This is a genomic window from Nocardia sp. CA-107356 (assembly GCF_050946365.1).
Lineage (GTDB): Bacteria > Actinomycetota > Actinomycetes > Mycobacteriales > Mycobacteriaceae > Nocardia.
Genome location: NZ_CP191992.1, coordinates 9457042 through 9475430, shown reverse-complemented (window position 1 = coordinate 9475430; position 18389 = coordinate 9457042). Strand labels below are relative to the sequence as shown.

General features: G+C 65.0%; 20 protein-coding genes. 18 read left to right on the top strand and 2 right to left on the bottom strand.

Translation table 11 applies throughout. The annotated features are described in order from the left end of the window. The first annotated feature begins 88 nt into the window (after positions 1–88). The 8 genes from ACQP1G_RS42490 to ACQP1G_RS42455 all read left to right on the top strand — a co-directional run bounded on the left by ACQP1G_RS42490 (position 89) and on the right by ACQP1G_RS42455 (position 4200). The gene (locus ACQP1G_RS42490) at positions 89–529 is read left to right on the top strand and encodes a hypothetical protein (RefSeq protein WP_433195831.1); all 441 of its coding nucleotides are present in this window, start codon (positions 89–91) and stop codon (positions 527–529) included. Then, on the top strand, positions 526–1503 hold the full coding sequence (locus tag ACQP1G_RS42485; protein ID WP_433195829.1) for a hypothetical protein: 978 nt from the start codon (positions 526–528) through the stop codon (positions 1501–1503). The genes ACQP1G_RS42490 and ACQP1G_RS42485 overlap by 4 nt, the downstream gene beginning before the upstream one ends. After that, positions 1500–1724 (top strand): hypothetical protein, encoded by a 225-nt coding sequence (locus ACQP1G_RS42480; RefSeq protein ID WP_433195827.1) that lies wholly within the window; start codon positions 1500–1502, stop codon positions 1722–1724. Before ACQP1G_RS42485 ends, ACQP1G_RS42480 begins: the two co-directional genes overlap by 4 nt. 110 nt (positions 1725–1834) lie before the next feature. Beyond that, entirely contained in the window at positions 1835–2299 is a 465-nt protein-coding gene (locus tag ACQP1G_RS42475) for a hypothetical protein (protein WP_433195826.1), read from the top strand. Beyond that, positions 2296–2775 (top strand): hypothetical protein, encoded by a 480-nt coding sequence (locus tag ACQP1G_RS42470; RefSeq protein ID WP_433195824.1) that lies wholly within the window; start codon positions 2296–2298, stop codon positions 2773–2775. Before ACQP1G_RS42475 ends, ACQP1G_RS42470 begins: the two co-directional genes overlap by 4 nt. Positions 2776–2804: 29 nt before the next feature. After that, a complete protein-coding gene (locus ACQP1G_RS42465; RefSeq protein WP_433195822.1) occupies positions 2805–3311 on the top strand; it encodes a hypothetical protein in 507 nt (168 codons plus the stop codon). A 125-nt stretch (positions 3312–3436) separates the two neighbouring features. Further along, positions 3437–3919 (top strand): hypothetical protein, encoded by a 483-nt coding sequence (locus ACQP1G_RS42460; protein WP_433195820.1) that lies wholly within the window; start codon positions 3437–3439, stop codon positions 3917–3919. Positions 3920–3993: 74 nt separating this feature from the next. Further along, positions 3994–4200, top strand: coding sequence for a hypothetical protein (locus ACQP1G_RS42455; protein ID WP_433195818.1), 207 nt, complete (start codon positions 3994–3996; stop codon positions 4198–4200). A 127-nt stretch (positions 4201–4327) separates the two neighbouring features. On the opposite strand, the gene ACQP1G_RS42450 is transcribed toward ACQP1G_RS42455, so the two are convergent. Together ACQP1G_RS42450 and ACQP1G_RS42445 are read right to left on the bottom strand one after the other, a co-directional pair. After that, positions 4328–4858 (bottom strand): GNAT family N-acetyltransferase, encoded by a 531-nt coding sequence (locus tag ACQP1G_RS42450; RefSeq protein WP_433195816.1) that lies wholly within the window; start codon positions 4856–4858, stop codon positions 4328–4330. A gap of 35 nt (positions 4859–4893) precedes the next feature. Next, positions 4894–6270, bottom strand: coding sequence for a hypothetical protein (locus ACQP1G_RS42445; RefSeq protein WP_433195814.1), 1377 nt, complete (start codon positions 6268–6270; stop codon positions 4894–4896). 659 nt (positions 6271–6929) lie between these two features. On the opposite strand from ACQP1G_RS42445, the gene ACQP1G_RS42440 reads away from it, so the two are divergent. From ACQP1G_RS42440 to ACQP1G_RS42395, 10 genes are all read left to right on the top strand, one after another. Further along, positions 6930–7766: a cytochrome P450 gene (locus ACQP1G_RS42440; RefSeq protein ID WP_433195812.1), complete on the top strand. Its 837-nt coding sequence runs from the start codon at positions 6930–6932 to the stop codon at positions 7764–7766. 15 nt (positions 7767–7781) lie between these two features. Continuing rightward, on the top strand, positions 7782–9038 hold the full coding sequence (locus tag ACQP1G_RS42435; RefSeq protein ID WP_433209302.1) for a cytochrome P450: 1257 nt from the start codon (positions 7782–7784) through the stop codon (positions 9036–9038). 10 nt (positions 9039–9048) lie between these two features. Then, entirely contained in the window at positions 9049–9558 is a 510-nt protein-coding gene (locus ACQP1G_RS42430; protein WP_433195810.1) for a hypothetical protein, read from the top strand. 154 nt (positions 9559–9712) lie between these two features. Continuing rightward, the gene (locus ACQP1G_RS42425) at positions 9713–11521 is read left to right on the top strand and encodes an acyl-CoA dehydrogenase family protein (protein ID WP_433195808.1); all 1809 of its coding nucleotides are present in this window, start codon (positions 9713–9715) and stop codon (positions 11519–11521) included. A 28-nt stretch (positions 11522–11549) separates the two neighbouring features. Next, positions 11550–12482, top strand: a complete 933-nt coding sequence (locus tag ACQP1G_RS42420; protein WP_433195806.1) for an SAM-dependent methyltransferase — start codon at positions 11550–11552, stop codon at positions 12480–12482. 287 nt (positions 12483–12769) lie between these two features. Then, entirely contained in the window at positions 12770–13246 is a 477-nt protein-coding gene (locus tag ACQP1G_RS42415; protein ID WP_433195804.1) for a hypothetical protein, read from the top strand. A gap of 71 nt (positions 13247–13317) precedes the next feature. After that, positions 13318–14217, top strand: a complete 900-nt coding sequence (locus ACQP1G_RS42410) for a hypothetical protein (RefSeq protein ID WP_433195802.1) — start codon at positions 13318–13320, stop codon at positions 14215–14217. A 15-nt stretch (positions 14218–14232) separates the two neighbouring features. Next, positions 14233–14496 carry a hypothetical protein gene (locus ACQP1G_RS42405; RefSeq protein WP_433195800.1) on the top strand — a complete coding sequence of 88 codons (264 nt, stop codon included), beginning with the start codon at positions 14233–14235 and terminating at the stop codon, positions 14494–14496. A 535-nt stretch (positions 14497–15031) separates the two neighbouring features. Further along, complete coding sequence (locus ACQP1G_RS42400) at positions 15032–15406, top strand: hypothetical protein (RefSeq protein WP_433195798.1); 375 nt, start codon at positions 15032–15034, stop codon at positions 15404–15406. A gap of 429 nt (positions 15407–15835) precedes the next feature. Beyond that, positions 15836–16546 carry a hypothetical protein gene (locus tag ACQP1G_RS42395; RefSeq protein ID WP_433195796.1) on the top strand — a complete coding sequence of 237 codons (711 nt, stop codon included), beginning with the start codon at positions 15836–15838 and terminating at the stop codon, positions 16544–16546. Positions 16547–18389 lie beyond the last annotated feature (1843 nt).

Here is an 18389-nt window from a genome sequence, read left to right as displayed (position 1 = left end):
GACGACGGCGCCGCCAGTTCGAAGACGAAGCCACACGTCAGACAAGTCCGGCGGGCGGGATGCCGCGCGCCACGTCGTGGAGACCGCGATGTCGCCCACGGATATCGAGACGGCCGATCAGTGCGGTTCGTATCGGCGGGTGCTGGGGCTTCCGGTGGTGGTCGTGCCGCGGTCGAGGTGGATTGTTGTGCGCCGGGTCGATGGTCTGGTGGATGCGGTGGTGATGCCGTCGTGGCTGGGCACGAAGGTCGCGTTGTGGCTGGCCATGGACCAGCAGCTCGGTCCGGTGATCGAACACCAGCAGACGGCGCGGACGACGTTTGTGACCGGTCCGCCGGATGGTTACGAGCACACGATCTTCGCCACTCTTGTGCGCCTGAACGCCGGACTCGGCGGCTCCTACATCATGCTGCCGTCACGGGGTGATGGACCTTCGGGTGACCGGCGTTGGCTTTTCCTACCGCGCAATGGATTTCGACCGGCTATGCGGGTCGTGCTGGACGCGGTGGTGGCGGTGAGCAGGCGATGACGACACCCACATTCGGTTACCTCCAGATGTCACTGGTCGGTGCACGCCGGGCCGAGGTTGAGCAGCACATCGAAGCGTTGGCCGCCCGATCCAGGCGGATGGTGGACAAGATCGCGTGCGAGCCAAGCGCGCCGGTCGAGGTGCTGGGGTCGCTACTCAAGGCGCTGGATCGCCGATCCGGTGGGCGGACACTACCGACCCTGGCCGAACTGGCCCGCAGTCAGGGGGTCGAGTTGGACCGGCTTCTCAGCAGTAGGCCAGCCACGGCGGTGTTCTGGTCGCTGGTGGCGGAGTTGGATCGCGCGGGCGGCGGCTATATCCTCACACCGTCGCCGAGGCACCTGGACGGACTCGGTTCATCGAGATCAGCTCTGCTGCACCGACTCTCGCAGACGCATCCCGCGATCATCGTTGTCTACACCGACCCCGCGCCCGACCAACCCGACGAGCGACCCCCCGAGCCCCTGGACGAGGCCCGCTCCGGCGTGGTGTGCCAGTTCCGTGTGGCGGCGCTGGGGTGTGCGGTGGAAGTCGCCGCTCTGAACGCCCATATCGGCCTGGCGCGGGCCGGGCTCGGTGACATGGTCGATCAGGTCGATGCGTTGCTGCGCGAAATCATCGGCAGTGCAGTCGCATTCGATTCCGAGACGGCACCGGAGGTGGCGAACCAGCTGACGGTCGAGTTGGTTCGCGATCCCGAGACACTGAGGGTGGTCACCCATGAGACCCGCGACCACGCGGGCGAACCGGTCAGCGACGCCATTGCCCGGCTGTGTGACCGGTCGTGTGGGGGTCGTGCCATCAGAACCCGAACTGCTACCGGCGGCACCTTGACCTGCTGCGAGCTACCACTGCGGCTCTATGACCAGCCCGATGAGTTCCGCCGAACCGATTCACCCCCGCGTGGAAGCCCGTTCCCGCCGGTCAGCGGGCGCGCAGCCTTCGTCGGTCGCGGCGATCGCGACCGGGCATGACCGGGCGAGCGCGGGGTGAGGGCAGCGCGGTGAAACCTCCACGGCGTATCCGCCACATCCGTATCGAATCCGGTGCGCTCACCCTGGATTTCCAGGGCTGTGTCGAGCAGATCGGTTGTGTCGCAGACGAACTCGCCGCCATCGACGGTCTCACCGTCACCGTCGATGACAACCTCGCTGCGGATCTGCCCACTCTGCCGTGCGCCCAGCTGTGGACATAACCAATCCCCGGGTCAGCCTCGAGAGCCGCTCGCCTTCTGCCCCGCACCCGCCAAACCCTGCCGCACCTGCGGCCCGAGTGAGAAAGCAATCAACGGAGGTAAGAAAAGCGATGACCACAACCACTGCTGGGATCGACAACATCGACACCGATGCCGTGATCGAAGAACGCCGAGGCATGTATCGAAAAGAGTTCGGGTTCAACACATTCCGTGACAATCATGGCGCTATCTGCATGATCGCGAGCCAGGTCTCGGCGATCGTGACGACCAAACGCCTGGGCCGCCAGATCACCGCGTTACTCGCCGCGCAGCCCACCCCGGTGTTCTCCGTCAATCGCAGCCTGTGGGTGTTTCTGACCGACCCCCCGACGCCCACCGACAACACCACCCAGTTGTCCAACGATCTGTTCCGCTACGGTGCCAGCCCGCTGTATCCCGGCGCGGTCATCGTGCTCCCGACTCCGGGCAGCGACAAGCGGTGCTGGCTGCATCCGCCCGCAGGTGAGTACAGGGCCTCTTTGGCCGCCGTCGTCGGTGTCGTGGAAACCGCAGCAACGCAAGCGAGTTCGCGATGACGACCACACCGACACCACCGCGCCGGTTACTGGAGGACCAACTCGACACCGCGTGGCTGGACTGGATGAGCGACAAACACACACGCCTGAACACGTTCTTCTCACACGACGTACCCGCCATGCCGGAAGACCGCCACTCCACAGCGGGACTGCGGACCGCCGAGCACGCGCTACTGACGCGCTTCGCTACCTTCGCTGACGCGGCCCCCGGCGATGACACCTTGGCGCGTTTCGGCTGCTACCTCGGCGAGGTCTTCGTGGAATCTCTCGACGGGTACTGGATCAACGAACCGTTCCCGAATCCCGCCGTGCCCCGGGCGACGGTGCGTTTCGAGTACACCGACGTCCGGCTCTGCGTTCACGAACACGTCGTCTTGGCCCTGCACCACCGCAGCGGCAGCCACTGGCAGCACATGCATGCAGTGCTGTCGGCCCAGTGCGCGGCGTGGTGGGAATCCGGGCGCAGCACCCGCTGATGAATACCGACCGCATTGGAGAGCCTCGATTGACGACCCTCGACGATAACCGTCTCGCAGTGGTCTGCACTCCACCGCTACCAACAGTGGGCGAGCTGGTCGCAGCGATGAGCGGCGACGTGCCCGACGACCACCCAGCCGGACAGATTCTGCGAGCCGGGTTCCTGCTGGCCACCACCGACGACTGGGTACTACCCGACCGCGTCGTCACCGACCAGGGCGACACCGGATCGCAAGTGCTGTGGCACGTCGGAGTTTTCGACATGGGCGATCTGGTACGCGCGGACCTGATCGACCGCATCAACCGTGCCGCCGCCCGGGGGGACATCGGCCCGGCCGTCGACAAGCTCGCTCGCGCCTGGTGGGAATACCGGCGCACCACCCGCTACAGCGAATCCCCCTTGGACATCCTCCTGCACCAGAAGGCGAGCACCGCGCTCATCCAAGCCCGTGCGCACTACACCCGGCTCCACCACACGGCACAAGCGACCTTTGGCCTTGGCCAAAGACACTCGGTGCACAACAACCCGAGCTGATCAGCCTTTGGCCACGCACGGCCCGACCGACCGATATCCGCAACCGAACTCGCACCCAGCTCGGCGAAGCGTTCATGCCCGGGGCGCGGGCCACCGTCTTCCAGACCCGAGGATTTCCCTACCCAATGACAACGACGCCCGATCCGACACCTGAACGGATCGCCCAGCTGGCCCGCACCGTCCACACCCAGCTGCATTCCTGGGGCAAGATACCGCTGTTCTTCGCCGTGCTCACCGCTGAGACCAGTGATGACTACCAGCTCTGCTTCACACACTTGGAGGAGTACCCGCGTCGCCGCACGTTCGCCGAGATCGCCACCGAGTTCCTGGATTCGATGCCTCGCGTTCGGGCACGGACATTCGGGTTCGGGTGCGTACTCGACGACGAAGACCTGTTGCTGGGCGCCCTCGGTGTGGTCCTGATCGCCGACTCCCACGGCAACCTGTGGCGCACGTTGAGCATCAAACGCTTTCCCACCGCCGACCCCATCGAGCACTACCACTCCGCCGCAACCCCAACCCCCGGCGGCAAATTCACCGACGAGATCCGTGCAGCGGGCAGGGTGGTCTCCCAGTTCCGGGACAACCAGACGTGCCCCGATGATTGATGGCAGTGATTGGCAACACACCGAAGACAAGCCGCCCCAAGGAACGCGTCCGTTAGCGAGGAACGAAAAGGCCCATGGATCAACGCGTTTCGCGCCGCCATCGCGCAGGCCCGGTGCCACCCGTCGGGCAACTGGTGGCGGTCCGCTGCCCCAGTGTGCTGTGCCAAAACATGTTGGTCGCGCTGGACGGCGGGGCCATCGGCGCGCACAGCAGCCTCGCGCACCTCGGGCAATGCACCTGGTCCGGGGTCGGCATCCATGATGACCGGGAGGGTGGCTGAACCTCACGATCAGCGTGCGTGACGGGCTGTGGTTGTGGTTGTGCAGACGGGAGGGCGCGACCTCGCCAAGATCGGCGCAGTGCTTCTGTGCAAATTGACCGTCAGGCAGGGGGATTCAGATCGACGCTCAGGGACCGGTTCGACTGATGCGCTCGGATGGATGAGGGAGTGTCTTGAGGTAGGCGCGGTTGCCGGGCTTGTCTTTGTAGATGCCGAATCCGGCGGTGCGGTGGTAGTTGCACGCCTCGTAAAGGGCGTGGGCGTCGGATTGCTTGCTGCCGGTGTCGAGGATGACCGCGTGGTATCCGGCGGTCTGGGCGTCAGTTTCCAGTCGGGTAAGGACGTGACGTGCGATCCCTCGGCGGCGCACGTGGGGTTCGACGTACATGCGTTTGACCTCGGCGGTGGCGCCGGTCGGGTCCTCGCGGTGGCGTCGGAAGCCTCCGCATCCGATCGGGACACCGTCTAGGTAGGCAACGACGAAGTGCCCTCGGTGCTGTGGGGAGAATTCGTCGGGGGAAAGTGGGGACTGATCCGCATGGCCGTATAGCGCTTCGTTGGCGCGGTTGGCCGCCTCGATCATCGCTGTGGCGGCGGGGGAGTTGTACGGCTCAGCGCGGAGTTCCGCCACCGTGGTGGCTGGTGAAGAATCGTGCATGTAAGCCAGTTTGACTGGCTCGCCAGATCCTAGGCTCAGCAGATCGCTGGCGGTAGCAGTGATTCGGATTTGTCGAAGAACTCACGCACGGCCGCGGTGGTCCGATGTGGTCGTAGTTCGGTGAGGATCGTGTCGATGAGGTGGCGGCAGCGGGCCGAGCCGACGTGCGGTAGCAGTGGCAGTACTTGCTCTGCTTCGTAGCATGCCAGCGCGAGGTCCTGTTGCCCATTGGCGGCGCGGGTGTGGGTCAGTGCTAGGGACAGCCCGTAGAGGACGCGGTCGCGGGTGGTGTCGTCACCGAGGCGGGCGAGCCCGTCGGCGAGGTGTCTTTCCGCGCGTGGTGTATCTCCGAGATGGAGATAACATCGGCCGGCTTCGCTGGTGAGAACGGTCGGATCCATCCAGTACACCCAACTGGGGTCGTTGTCGTGCGGTCCGAGGGCGATTGCTTCGTGGGCGCGGTCCAGTGCGGCGGATGTCTCGGAGACCATGCCGCTGGTGGCGAATGCTCGGGCCTCCCGCATCGCGATGAGTGCCCGCACCCGGGGCGTGGCGGCACTTCGGAGCCCTTGCTGGGCGGTTTCCATGATCGATACGGCGTCGTAGGGGCGTTCGCGCCAGGTCTGCTGAAAGGCGATGCAGCTGAGGATGAGCGCGCCCAGTTGCCGGTCACCAGCCGCGGTGGCGGCACGCAGGCCGAGCAGATACATCCGTTGAGCGGTGCCGTGGTGGGAGAGATCGAAGTTTATCCATCCGGCGAGTTGAGCCATCTGGCCCGCGAGCGACATCAGTCGCCGCCCCACACCGGAAGTATAGGTGGTGTCCCGAAGCAGTTCGATGACCTGCGTCAGTCGGAGGGCTATCGCGCGCATGACCAGCTCACCGCCGCGGCCGTCGTCGAGTCTCCTCAGTTGCGCCAGATCACGGTCGAGGTAGTCGATGAACTGACCGGTCAGGCTGACACGCTGACTGGTTGCCGTATCTGGGATCAGGGGGTGGTCGGTGAATGCCCACGAACGAGCGAACGGTGTCAGCGCGGTGCCTGACACCGCGAAATATGTCGCGGCGGCAGCCTCGGACTTGTCCAGCAGCGCCACCGTGTCGGCGGGCATCCACCGGTCGTCTCCGATCTGAGCGACCGCAGGTAACCACATTTGCGTGGGCATCGCCCGCCGTGGCCACAAGTGCTCGACGGTGACGATTTCGCCTCGCGCTTCGGTCAGCACGCCAGCAACGACCGCAGGCAACGGATCGCGCGGCACTACTCCCTCAAGCCACGTGAACGGAGTAGTGCGGTGAACTCGCCGATCAGCAGACACCACACGGTTCACCTGGCGCGCGAGCTCGCGCGGTGACCAGCCGATCTCCTCCAGCAGACGGCGGAGTTCGGCATTCGGTTGTGTCCCACCCATTCTCGGCAGCGTAGTGGTCCCGGTCCTCGCCCGGGGGGATAGATGACCGTGGGCCCTGTCGAATTCGACCGAATTCGACAGGGCCCACGCACATTTCGACACAGTTCAGCAGCGCTGACGGTGGTCGTTACCTGTGTGCGTCGACTGAGCTTGATGGGACACAAACCGCACCTCTTACTTGTCGACCATCGCGGACCACAGCATCACCTGTTTCCCTCATCGTTTGGAGTGACCCTTTGACGACCCCAGCCCCTCCACCTCAGCGGAGCGCATGTCCGATCAGACACGGACCGCCTGTCGACACCTGCGAGCCCCGGTGCGCGATATACGGGCCGGAATTCGCGGCGGACCCGCAGGCCGCGTACCGGGAATTGCGGCAGCATTTCGGGTCTCTGGTCCCGGTGGACATCGGGGTACCAGCCACCCTGGTCACCGAATATCGCGATGCACTGGAGATCCTCACCCACGAGGAGCGGTATCCGACCGATCCGACGGCCTGGGCGCAGCAGGTGCCTCCCGACTGCCCCGCTCTGCCGATCTTGGGCCCACGGCCGGACGCCCTGCACAGCTCGGGGGCGACACGCTCGAGGTACCGGCTCGCCATCAGCGAAACCCTCGCCAGCATCGACCAATTCGCTCTAGGGGACACAGTCGAACGTGTGGCGGTCGAGCTGATCAACGGCTTCTGTGGAGGGGATTCGGCGGATCTGGTGGGCCAGTTCGCGCGACCGCTGGTTGTCGACGTGGTTCATGAGGTGCTGGGTCTATCGCCGGAGGCGGGGCGGCACGCAGTGAACGCGATCATGACGCTGCGAGCCACTGATCCGGCGTCGGTGAAGCAGGGCAACCGGATGCTTGAAGAGGCGATGAGCGAGACCGTCGCGGTCAAGCGGGCCGCTCCGGGTATGGATGTGACGTCGTGGCTGCTGAAGCATCGGTCGGGGCTGTCGGTTGATGAGGTCATCTGCCAGCTGGCGATGCTGTACCGGTTTACCGAGCCGACGTGGAACCTGATCGCCAATGCTGTGTTGCGGGCGATGACCGACGAACCGTTCGGCGACGATGCTGTTGGTGGGGCACTGTCGCCCCAGGAAGCGATCGAGGAAGTGCTCTACAGCGATCCGCCGCTGGCGATCGCGTTCGCGCGCTTCCCACGGCAGATGCAGATCCTTGACGGCGGCACGGTGCACGAGCACGAACCGGTACTGGTCGGCGTGGCGGCGTGCAACAGTGATCCCGCCGCCGTGGGCGATGAACGCACGGGCCGCGGCAACCGCGCGCACCTGTCTTTCGGTGCGGGAGCACAGCGGTGCCCGGCAGAGTCGCTGGCGACGCTGATCGCGCGTGAGGCGCTCGCTCAGCTGTGGGACGCGTTGCCCGATATCGAGCTGGCTGTACCCGTCGAGAGTCTGAAGCGGGTGGCGAACCCTTTCCTCAGCGCTGTGGTCGCGCTACCGGTCAGGTTCGGCCCCTGCCCTCAGCTCGAGCTTGGATAGGAGACCCCTGCCGTGATGCAGAACTTCCCTGCGGCTGCTGCTCCTGCGCGGGCAGCTTCGACACCGATCGAACAGGTCGGTCCCCGAATCCTGCTGCATACCCCCGAGTTCGCGAACGACCCGCACGCCGCCTACCAGGACATGCGGAACAAAAAGTACGGGTCACTGGTCCCGGTCGAACTCGCACCAGACGTGCCCGCGACACTGGTGATCAAGTACTACACCGCGGTGCGGATCCTCACCGATCCCGAGCACTTTCCCGCCGACCCCCGCGCATGGCAGGACACCATTCCCGCAGACAGCCCGGTTAAGCCGATGTTGGAGTGGCGACCCAACGCATTGCGCAGCGCGGGCCTCGCCCATGCTCTCTATCGCGGTGCCAACACCGCTGGACTCGACGGCGTCGACCCGCACCGCCTGCGCGATCAGGTGATCGCCACCACCACGCCGTTGATCAATAAGTTCTGTCGCGCCGGAACAGCCGATGTCATCGTCGACTACGCACGGCCACTGGCCTTCTCGGTGATGAACACAATGCTGGGCTGCACCGATGACGTCGGAGCCGATGTCGCCTGGGCGCTGGCGAGGATGTTCGACTCCACCACCGACACCGACAAAGTCAACCAGGTACTTGTCCAATCGCTGGGCGGTCATATCGCGGACAAGCGGGCCAATCCTGGTGACGACATCACCACGCGGCTGCTCGCCCATGACTCCGGGTTGTCCGACGAGGAACTCATCAACCAGCTGGTCACCCTCTACGCTGCGGGGATCGAGCCGATGGTGAATCTGATCGCCAACACGGTGCTACTCATGGTGACCGAGGACCGGTTCCTCACTAGCCGCGAGTCGTACGGCACGCCGATCGCGGACGCGCTCATCGAGATCTTGGTGAAAGACCCGCCGATAACGAACCTCTGCCTCAGTTACCCGCCGCAACCCATCAAGGTCGACGGCATCTGGCTCCCGGCAAATCAGCCTGTCGTGATCAGCATGGCCGCCTGCAACAACGATCCCACCGTCAACACAGGCCAGTTCTTCGAGGCCGAATGGCATCTGTCCTGGGGCGCCGGCCCACACGCGTGTCACCGATCGGCGCGAGTTCTGGCACGCATGATCGCCCACACCGCCATCGAACGACTGCTCGACGCGCTACCCGACCTGGTTCCGGCTCGCCCGAAAGAGCAACTCGTGTGGCGTCCGGGTCCGTTCCATCGCGCTCTGGACGCATTCCCGGTCGTGTTCAATCCAGCTCCGCCACTGCACATCTAAGGACAACGCGATGACCATCGACGTACTGCGCCCCCCAGCTCTCGATCGCGACGGCACACTGGCCCCGCACCGATTCCTCGACACCTATCACCGCGAGTTCATCGAACACCACCGTGTCACCGGAAGGCTGAACCAAGAGCAGCTGCAGGCTCTCGATGACGACCCACACTTCTATCTGGAGTTCTTCGCCCAGCAGTTGGCTGCCGCGTGCCGGGCGTGGAATCCGGAGCAGGCGGTGGTGTTGACGCTGACGCTGTGTGACGTCATCGACACCCCCATCGTACGGTTCGACCACCGGTGGTGGCCCCACCCAGGTCAAACCATGGCGACCATGGTCCGCACCGGCGCCATGGTGGCGCACCACAACGAACGGTGGCGCGCCGATTGGAACACTCTGGCCGTGGTGTGCGAATCCTGGCATCCGGAAGAGGCTTTCGCCGTGCTCGGCGCCGTCACCCGCCATCGCGTAGTCGCCCGCGACAGGGTCACAGCCCTCCAAGCCGTCGGTCTCTTGCCCTGATCACACAGACCAGGCGACACAACGTTTCGGCCTACCGATGACATTCCCCGGACCCGAACGCACACGAAAGGCATCGCAACCCAACATGATTCGGCGGCACGCCGCGCGGCTACAGCTGTCGGCGGGTCGCCTGGCGAGGAAGACGAGCACCAGCATGACCATCGATCTCACCACCACCCGTGCCCACATCGGCAGCGAACCTGTCGCGGCGTTGCGGACCGCACTGCTCGGCCCGGGCACCGTGCAACGGGCGCGAGTCCGCGACGCGGTAAGGGCAGCGAAGGACCTCCCGGTGTCGGGCCTGACCTACAGCGAGCACGCAGCGCGCGGGCCGGTCAAGCTGCGCTCGGCGATCGAGGAGCTCGGCGTGCCTGTGCGAGACCTCGCTGCCGACCCCCAGCTGCGGGGCGTGTTGTGCGATGAGTCCGCCGTCAGCGCGACCTACGTGCTGCCGCTTCTGACCGGGGACATCGACTTGGTGGCACAAGCGATTTTGACGCTGGGGACCGGCACGCCGTATCAGCAGCAGTGCCTGGCCGATCTCGACACCGGCGCCGCGGTGGGGGTGTTGTCATTGACCGAGCTCGGCGGCACCAACGGGGCCGATCACCGCAACTTGGCGGTCTGGGATCCCGCGACCAACGGGTTCTGGCTGCGCACCCCCGACCTTCCCGCGTCGTACTCGATGCCCAATGTCGCCGACCCCAAGGTACCGAACATCGTCGTCGTCATCGCCCGCCTGCACGCGCACGGCCATGATGAGGGGGTCCTTGCGTTCCTGCTGCGCCTGCGGACCGTCGACGGCTTGGCTGCGGGGGCGGACGTCAAGTCGTTGCCGGACAAGGACTTTTCGCCGATGGCTCACGCACTCATCCGGTTCCGCAATTGCTGGATACCGAAAGACGCACTGCTCGCGGGGAATTGGGCCCGCATTACCGAAGACGGGAGCTTCGAATGCGACATCGCTGACCCACGCGAACGCTTCCATCGCACTATCAGCGCACTCGGAGACGGTCGCCTCGATTTGGCGAACGCTTCGATGGCCAGCGCTCGCGCCGCCCTGCACGGGGTACACAATTTCGCCCGCCAACGCCGACCCGGATCAACCGTGATGGCCGACCGTGACGCGGTACAAGACAACCTCGCGACCGGCCTGGCCGCGGTCTACTGCGCGAGCATCCTGGGCCGTCATCTGCGCGACATGCGCGCGGCGACCACCAACACCGACCCCGCGATGGGGTTGTGGTCGATGCTCGCCAAGACCGCGATGACACAGCTCGCAGAGCGGGTGCTGCTGATGTGCCGGATGCGCACCGCCTCACACGGCGCGACCGTGCTCGCCCGCCTGAGCGCCTGGCACGAGAACATTTTCGGGGCCATGGTCGCGGAGGGGGAGACACAAGTCCTGCAGATCAAAGCAGGAAAGGCGCTATTGGGTGGCGCCACCCCGCAGTTGCCGGGCACACCGGACGACCTGCCGTGGCCGGTCAAGCTTCTTATCCAGCGCGAGCGGGCCATCGCCGAGGGGCTGCGCCGCGGAGATCTCACGGCGGCCGGGCCGGTCGTGGGCCCAGGCACGGCGGCCATCGCACTGACGGTCGCCGCCGGGGACCGGGCAATGGCTATCGCCCCGATCATCGCCGCATCCGCCACCACCGAGCCCCTCGCGAAACACCTCCTCATCACCGTCGGTGAGACCTTCGCGCTCGGCCTCATCTACTACCTGCACAGTGGCTGGTACAACACCCACCCAGTCCAGGGCTGGGGCGAGCACAACGCCTCGATCGAGGAAGCACTCGCCACGCGCCAGCGCTTCCTCATCGACCACATGCCAGACCTATGCGCCGCCCTCGACGTCCCCGACCTCCCCGGCTCACCGCTGAGCGGTGCCAACTACCTCGCACCCTACGAGGAACTCACCGGCTGGGCGCCCGACACATTCATTACGAGCACCACTGCCTGAACTTCGATGCCGCACCAGAAAGGCGCTCATGACCGCGCACTACCCGGCCGGGGGCACACTCGGCGCTGAGGAAGGGATTCCGCTGCCTGGAACCGCCGCGCTGATCGAGCAGTTAACCAGCGAGCACGGGCCCAGCGCTTCGCTCGATATCATGACCGCGCCCGCATCTGGGCGTCCGCGCACACCGGTCGGTGTCGACGCGGGCAAGCCCAACGCCGCTCGGCTGTGGAACTACCTGCTCGGCGGCAAGGACAACTACGGGGTGGACCAGCAGGTCGCCGAGCGGATGCGGGCGGTCGCGCCGGACATGAGGCGCGCAGCGTGGTACAGCCGCCGGTTCCTCCTGAAGGCTGTGGAAGACGCAGCCAAAGCAGGAATTCGGCAGTTCATCGACATCGGCGCTGGGATACCGCTTTCCACGGGCGGCAACGACCCACATGATGTGGCCGAGAAAATCCAGCCCGGGGTGTCTTTCACCGCAATCGACTACGACCCCATGGTCTTCGTGCACTGCAACGCGATGTACAACCACACACCGAGCACGACAACCGTGAAGGCCGACATCCGTGATCCCGACGCCGTCATCAACAAACTCCGCATGCGCGGAATGGTCGACTTCACGCAGCCGACAGCAGTGCTGATGGTCGGCGTCCTCGACTACGTGACCGACGACGAGGACCCCGCCGGGATCATGGCGCGGCTACGCGCCGCCCTCGCTCCCGGCAGCTACCTCGCCCTCACCCATGCCTCCAGCGGCACATGCCGCGACCTCATGGCGCGGATAGACGCTGACACGGTTGGCAGCACGGCAGAGTCTGTGTGGCGGACCTCGGAGGAAATCGACGAATTCCTAGATGGATTCAACGTCCTCCGGCCCGGTCTTCCGCCCGTCCAGGCTTGGCTCGACGGGGAACTGCGTCCAACACGACTTGAGACGCTGGCCGCCGTCGGCCGCGTGTGAACACCGCATGCCGCGCACTGGAAGATCCGGTGCGCCTGGTCCGGATCCATCGCATGCTCCGGGGAGCCCATGCGCCTCCGGGGCGACCATCGCCGCAATCACACGCGACCACGTTTGCTCGGGACAGACGGGGCGAACTGCTCGCACACCCGCGCCGGACTGTGGCCGACAACTTCCAGGTCGTACACGATGATCGCCGTCGCATGAACGCCGATGGCGATGTTGAGCGCATAGCCGACTGGGTCGGCGTGTCCTTCGGGCGGACAAACATTGGGAAGGGAGCTTGATTGTCCGAAATGAAAAAGCTGTCCGAGTTGAGAAAGCTGGGCTTGACTCTGCCGCGACTGGCTGTCCTGCGCGCGCTCACCCGGACCGCGCGGCCTGCGGGCGAGTTGGCTACCGCCTCCGACCGCCAGCATGGGCAGGTCCTGCGGATACTCGACTGGCTCACTGGCCACGGCTTCGCTGAGGAACAGACCGGGTGGGCGCTGACTGCCATCGGTCACCACACGATCGAGACTGGCGCGCATGAGCGGCTGACCCGGTCGCAGCGCACCATGCTGGAGGGTCTGCGCCGCGTCGAGGGCGCGCGGGCATTGACCGACCTCGCCTCCGGCCGCACCAATACCGCGCTCACGATCACGAGTCAGTGGTTGCACAGTGAGCGTTATGTCCACACGGTTCCGGTGTGGCGGGTCACATTGGAAGGCTCGGTTTTCGCGGCGGCGGACCAGCGTGACGCCGGGAATGGTAAGGACCAGTGACCGATTCGTCGACGCCTCCGCAAGCCGATCCTGTTGCAGGGCTTGTGCATTCGCCCCTGCCGAATTCTGTGTTGCCGACCGTTGATGATCTGATCGAGGCGATCAGCGGTCGAGACACCGATGATCCGATCTCGGCCGCCATCAGTGCGATGTTTGCCTTGAATAAGCAGCGGTGGCTGTCGCTGTCGATGCTTGTCGATCCCAACCCTTCCGACATCGATGCGATGCTGATCGCTGCCGACCGGCTCGCTGCCGCGCTCTCGGAGATCGCGCGATACGTTCACGCGATCGATCGGCATATCACCGCGTCGGTGCGGCTTGCTCCGGTGCCCGATGCCCAGGTGGCCGAGCGCACCATCGGAGAGTTCGCCGCCGCGATCACCTATGCGGCGCTGTGTGTGGGCAGCGAGCGTGCCGCTGGGACGGACCACGGGAGCGCGGCTCGGCTCAGCGGGCTCTGCCGCGCCTACGACGGTTTCCGCGATGCGTTGCTGTCCGGCGCATCGCGGTTGCCGCAGCGTAGGAGATCATCCGATACGGCACATGCGCGGTCGCGCACTGCTGATTCCGCGCCGCCTGTTCGGCCTGCGCTGGTGGGTGAGGGTGCCTGTGTGGCCTGTAAGAAGCTGACTGATACCGGCATAGCTGTGGTCGGCACGGGTGAGTGGCCGGTGGCGATCTTGATGCGGTTGGGCTGGAGCTTCGAAGAGGCGATGGTCCTGATCAGCGACATCACCGGGTGTATGGAATCGCTGTCGGAGACTGCCCGGTTTGCCACGGTGCCGAAGGACGAGGTCACCCTTCTTGTCAGTTTGTGCACCGAGTGCGCTGCGCGACAGGGCAGCTTTCATGTCGAGGCGATAGGCAGCGGGAGGGTCCCGCTCTACAAGCAGACCGACTACTACCAGCCCACGCAGGACGACCTGCCGTCCGGCGAGGGCGAGACCGAAAACCACAGCCCCACAACCTGATCGGAAGGAATTCTAGTGCCCATTACCGTCGGAGCGGCCCAGCTGATCCGGACCGGCACTCAGCTCGCCGATATGCCCACGGGCACCATCGTGCGCACCGGCACGGACTACGTCTGCGTGGTGGATCACGGTCCCAGCGGCGAATGGACCGGCGGCTGGACCCACATCTATCCGCTCGAACCCCAAACCGGGTTGTTGTTCTACCCAGCCAACTTCGATCTGTCCTTACCCCTGGCCGCGTGGGTGCCGACGAGCGACTACCGGCTACCCCGAAGGTGATGATCGAGTAGGAGGGTCGGGTCTCCCAGCCCCCTGCTCACACCACCTGACATGCGGGCCGCCTCTGCGACCACCCCGTTCGTGTAGGTATTTCGGGATGGGTGGTCGGCCCGGGTGCTGGGACAACCGCTCTGAGAGGTTTGCGGAATCCGAATTGTCGCAGTGTGGTCACGCGGTAGCCTCTTGTCGAGGCCCTCGAACTACCCCTTTGGTTCGAGGGCCATCGCCATGTCTGGGTATTGGCGTTGGAGGGCTGGCCACGGTGTACTTCGCTGTAGCGTGCTGGCCACGACGGATACCGAAACATGACCAGCACCGCCCATGACATCGGTGCGTTCGGCCGCCACTGCCGAACGCGCCGCTTGGCTACGGACCTCGGGGCGCGTGCCACGCACGGCGCGCGCCGAGGGCAGCTGAAACCGGTAGCCGCATTGGGCTTCGCGATTGCTTGCTGGTGTCTTGGGTTGGCGCACTGTAGATTTCGGTTGACAAGCAGGGACGGCGAGGCTCGTCGTGAACGTATTGGGGGTTTGGTATGTCTGCCAATTTCGATGTCCGTGGGTCTGACCTCGAGGACGAGCGGATCATGGCCGAATATCGCGGTACCGCCGAAGATGTCAACGACGATGGGGATCTGGCGGAGGCGGGCATGGTTTCCGAGGTAGACCTACGACTGTGGGGCTACCGCAAGCAGGATTTGGAATCGCTTTTCGGTCCTCGCACCGAAATCACGGCAAGTGGTCGCCAGGTATGGAACCTCGACCACGTCCATGCGATTGAAGCCCAACAACTGGCACCGTTTCGCGGACGCATCATGCGGGAACTGCGACACTGCCGCGATATCCAGACCGCCCTCGAAACACTCCAGCACATGTTCGACAAACTCGGCCAGCCCACGACCGAACGGTAGAGGATATCGAGGCAGGGGCAGCGTCGGAATCTGGTGTGTACATCGTCGATCTCCCCGTTGTGCCCGCCCCTCACACCGACGAACCGGACAGGTCCCGCGCCGCGATCGGGTCGCGGGTAACCGGGGCAGCCGAGGTATCAGTTCGGTAACCATGGGCGCGGGTGCCCGCGCTGCGATCGACCGAACTGAACGTCTGTTTCCCCAGCTCTGCGCCGCACGTCGGCGTTAGATCACATTTCGGTATCACCGGGTCGTCGCGGTGGTATGACTCGATCGCGGTTTCCTTCCCCGCCGGTATCTGTCAGGCTGTGGATAACTGTTAGTTAGCTTGTGTATCGAGTTGGTCGCCGCTGACGGTGACTGTTCGTGATCACCTCGACCTCGATTCGCGACCTCAGCCGATCGGAGCATCGGCGCGGAGACACGCCTGTGGTTACTACCGTTTTCTCACCCGATTCGTTGCCTGCCATCGACCCCGCTCCCGTTACCGGCCCCGCGAGCCGATCGGGCAAAGCCAGCGCCCCTCCGGCATCATCGGATGCCGGTCTCGATGATCAACTCCTGCCGCTGCGGATACCGGCATTGGTCGTTGGTGTCGTGCTGATCTGCCTGGGCTTAGCAGCCTTGGGCTGGCTGAATGCTTGGGTACGCGACTACGGGGGCATCCTGGTCGTCCTCGCGTATGTGCAGTACATGACCCTGGCCTCGGCGCTGGAAATATGGGGCCTGCGCATGAGTAGAAACAGCTCCGGCTCACACGCCCAAGGAAGTCCCGCCGCCCAACACCGCGGTCCGCCGATCGAGGCTCGAGGCAGCCAGCCCCGAGACTCAATGCCCGACTTCGTGGACGACGGCCTGCGCACGCACTTGCAGAACAGCCTGCAGGACCATCCGGGATACCGACATGTTCGACATGTGCCCCGCCAGTGTGATCACCGCGTGCGCTGCGGCACGGCGACATTCCTGGAGCAAATCGACGAACGCTGGTGGAAGCATTCCGCTGTCCGGCGGCGGTTCATGGAACACGGTACCCAGCTCGTAGCCGAGCAAGCTGGCAGCAGCCCGCAACGTGTCGTCACCCGCATCGCGGTCGCGATCACCGATCAAGTCATCGCGCAAGTACCCGTAGGCAAGAGGTAGTAATGCAGTCATCATCAAAGCCAGTTCCGCATCGACCGGCCACCGCAGACAACCGCCTGCGCCAGCCGGATGGATATACTCGCCGTGGCCTCGCTCGCAAAGCCGAGCCCGGCATGCAACACCCGTATCCAGTCGATGACCGCGACCCCACTGGGCGTCGCTGCCCGACTCGGCTCCACGTCGTTGTGCACCGCAGAGGTCGCCATCGTCGCTGACGGGCATCAACCACGTAGTGGAACGCTTCCAACCGGCACCTGTGCCCGCCGACACCTCTTACCGTCGTCGCATCGGTGAACAACGCACATCGGCAACGAACGAGTTTCTTCGGGCCACTACCTAGGTAAGTCGGGGCGGATCACCATCGCGTGACCGAGGTTTCTCATCGGCGCTTGACATATCACATCGGCGTGGCAGTGTGCTGGGGTGAGGCCGGGGTCCTGACGAGCGTGAAGTTCGGACACTGGTCGAAACGCCGCAGGCCCAGTCGTGGTGAAACGATCGGTCGGTACTGGGCCTGCGGTGTTTGCTCGAGCACCGGACCGGTAGGACTTCCATAGGCCCGTGCCGTGGCTCGCCCTCATCGGCTTACCCGCCCGGTCGGCGACCTCGAAGCCCTGCACGCCCCCGACATCCCCCGGACCGGGTCCCCGCTGAACGGGGCGAGCCGCGATAGGCTCGGCCAGCCTCGATACAGAGTCGAGGACGCTCCACAGCCGCTTCGGCCCCGGACCTGCACCGGGGCCGAAGTGCTGCCACGACCAGCCTCGGCGAAATCCAGCGGCGCGGCGCGGTCAGTCCCGACTTTCTCGGATAGACGATTTATGACCGTCCGCTTGTTTTGGGCACATCAAACCGACTGTCCGACAGTGTTTTTCATATACTTTGATGAAAGTATGTTGAAGGCTATGGCGCACAAGAGAATTCGTGATCGAATGGAGCGCGTCGCGCCCAGATCTCCACAACACAACACCGGGGGGTGCGGCAACCGCAGGTAGGCAGCGACCCCGGCCCCCTCATCAGACGACAGGGAGGGAGCCGGGGCCCGCTGTTGGGTACGGAACTCTGGTTTGTCCGACCCCGCAGACCCGATGAAGTCGGTGGCCGACCTCTGCCGGTGAGCGCGTATGAACGTCGGCTACGCCCTCGGCTTACCCCGCAGAGCCTGTGAATCAGTATGGAGATCGCCGTACCCCACAATGTGATCGTCCGGCTCAACAGCTGAGCTCGGCGATGGCCGTCACCGCATCCATCCCGCAGGTGAGCATGCCGTCGATCGCGGTCCCGCTCAGCAACTCCTCATGCGGTGGGCAACACAGCGCCCAGCCGGGCCAGGATCTCGATGTGCGACCAGGTTCCAGCTGGGCTCCCGCATCCCTGTCGACAACTCGGTAAGACTGCCCCCCGACCAAATTGACTGGGGCAGACGAAGCGAGTTGTTGACACATCCTGGGTGATGGCCGGGCCGAAATGAGTGATGCCGCCGAGCGTGGAGGGCCCGACGGCATCCGGGCTCGCGACACCTGGAGGGGGAGGGTCGGTGGCCGCGAGCATCTATCAGCCGGGGGGATGGCTGATAGGCGTCGAGCCTAACTGATACACGGTCGCCGCGAGCAGTCAGGGGGGCGATAGTATCGGCGGAAACCCTCGCGGGACAACACTTTTCACGTCACTGGCGGTTCCGCGCCGGTCATGAGGTTACGCAGTGGTCACATCGGGCGCCGTGCTCCTGGGATGGCTTCGGGAGTCTCTGCTCACTTTGTGGCTCGGGGGCTTTGAGGATCCTCGGGGGCTGTGGTGGTCGAGTTCGGCAGGCTGTGCCGCGCTGCCGATGGGTTGGTTTGTG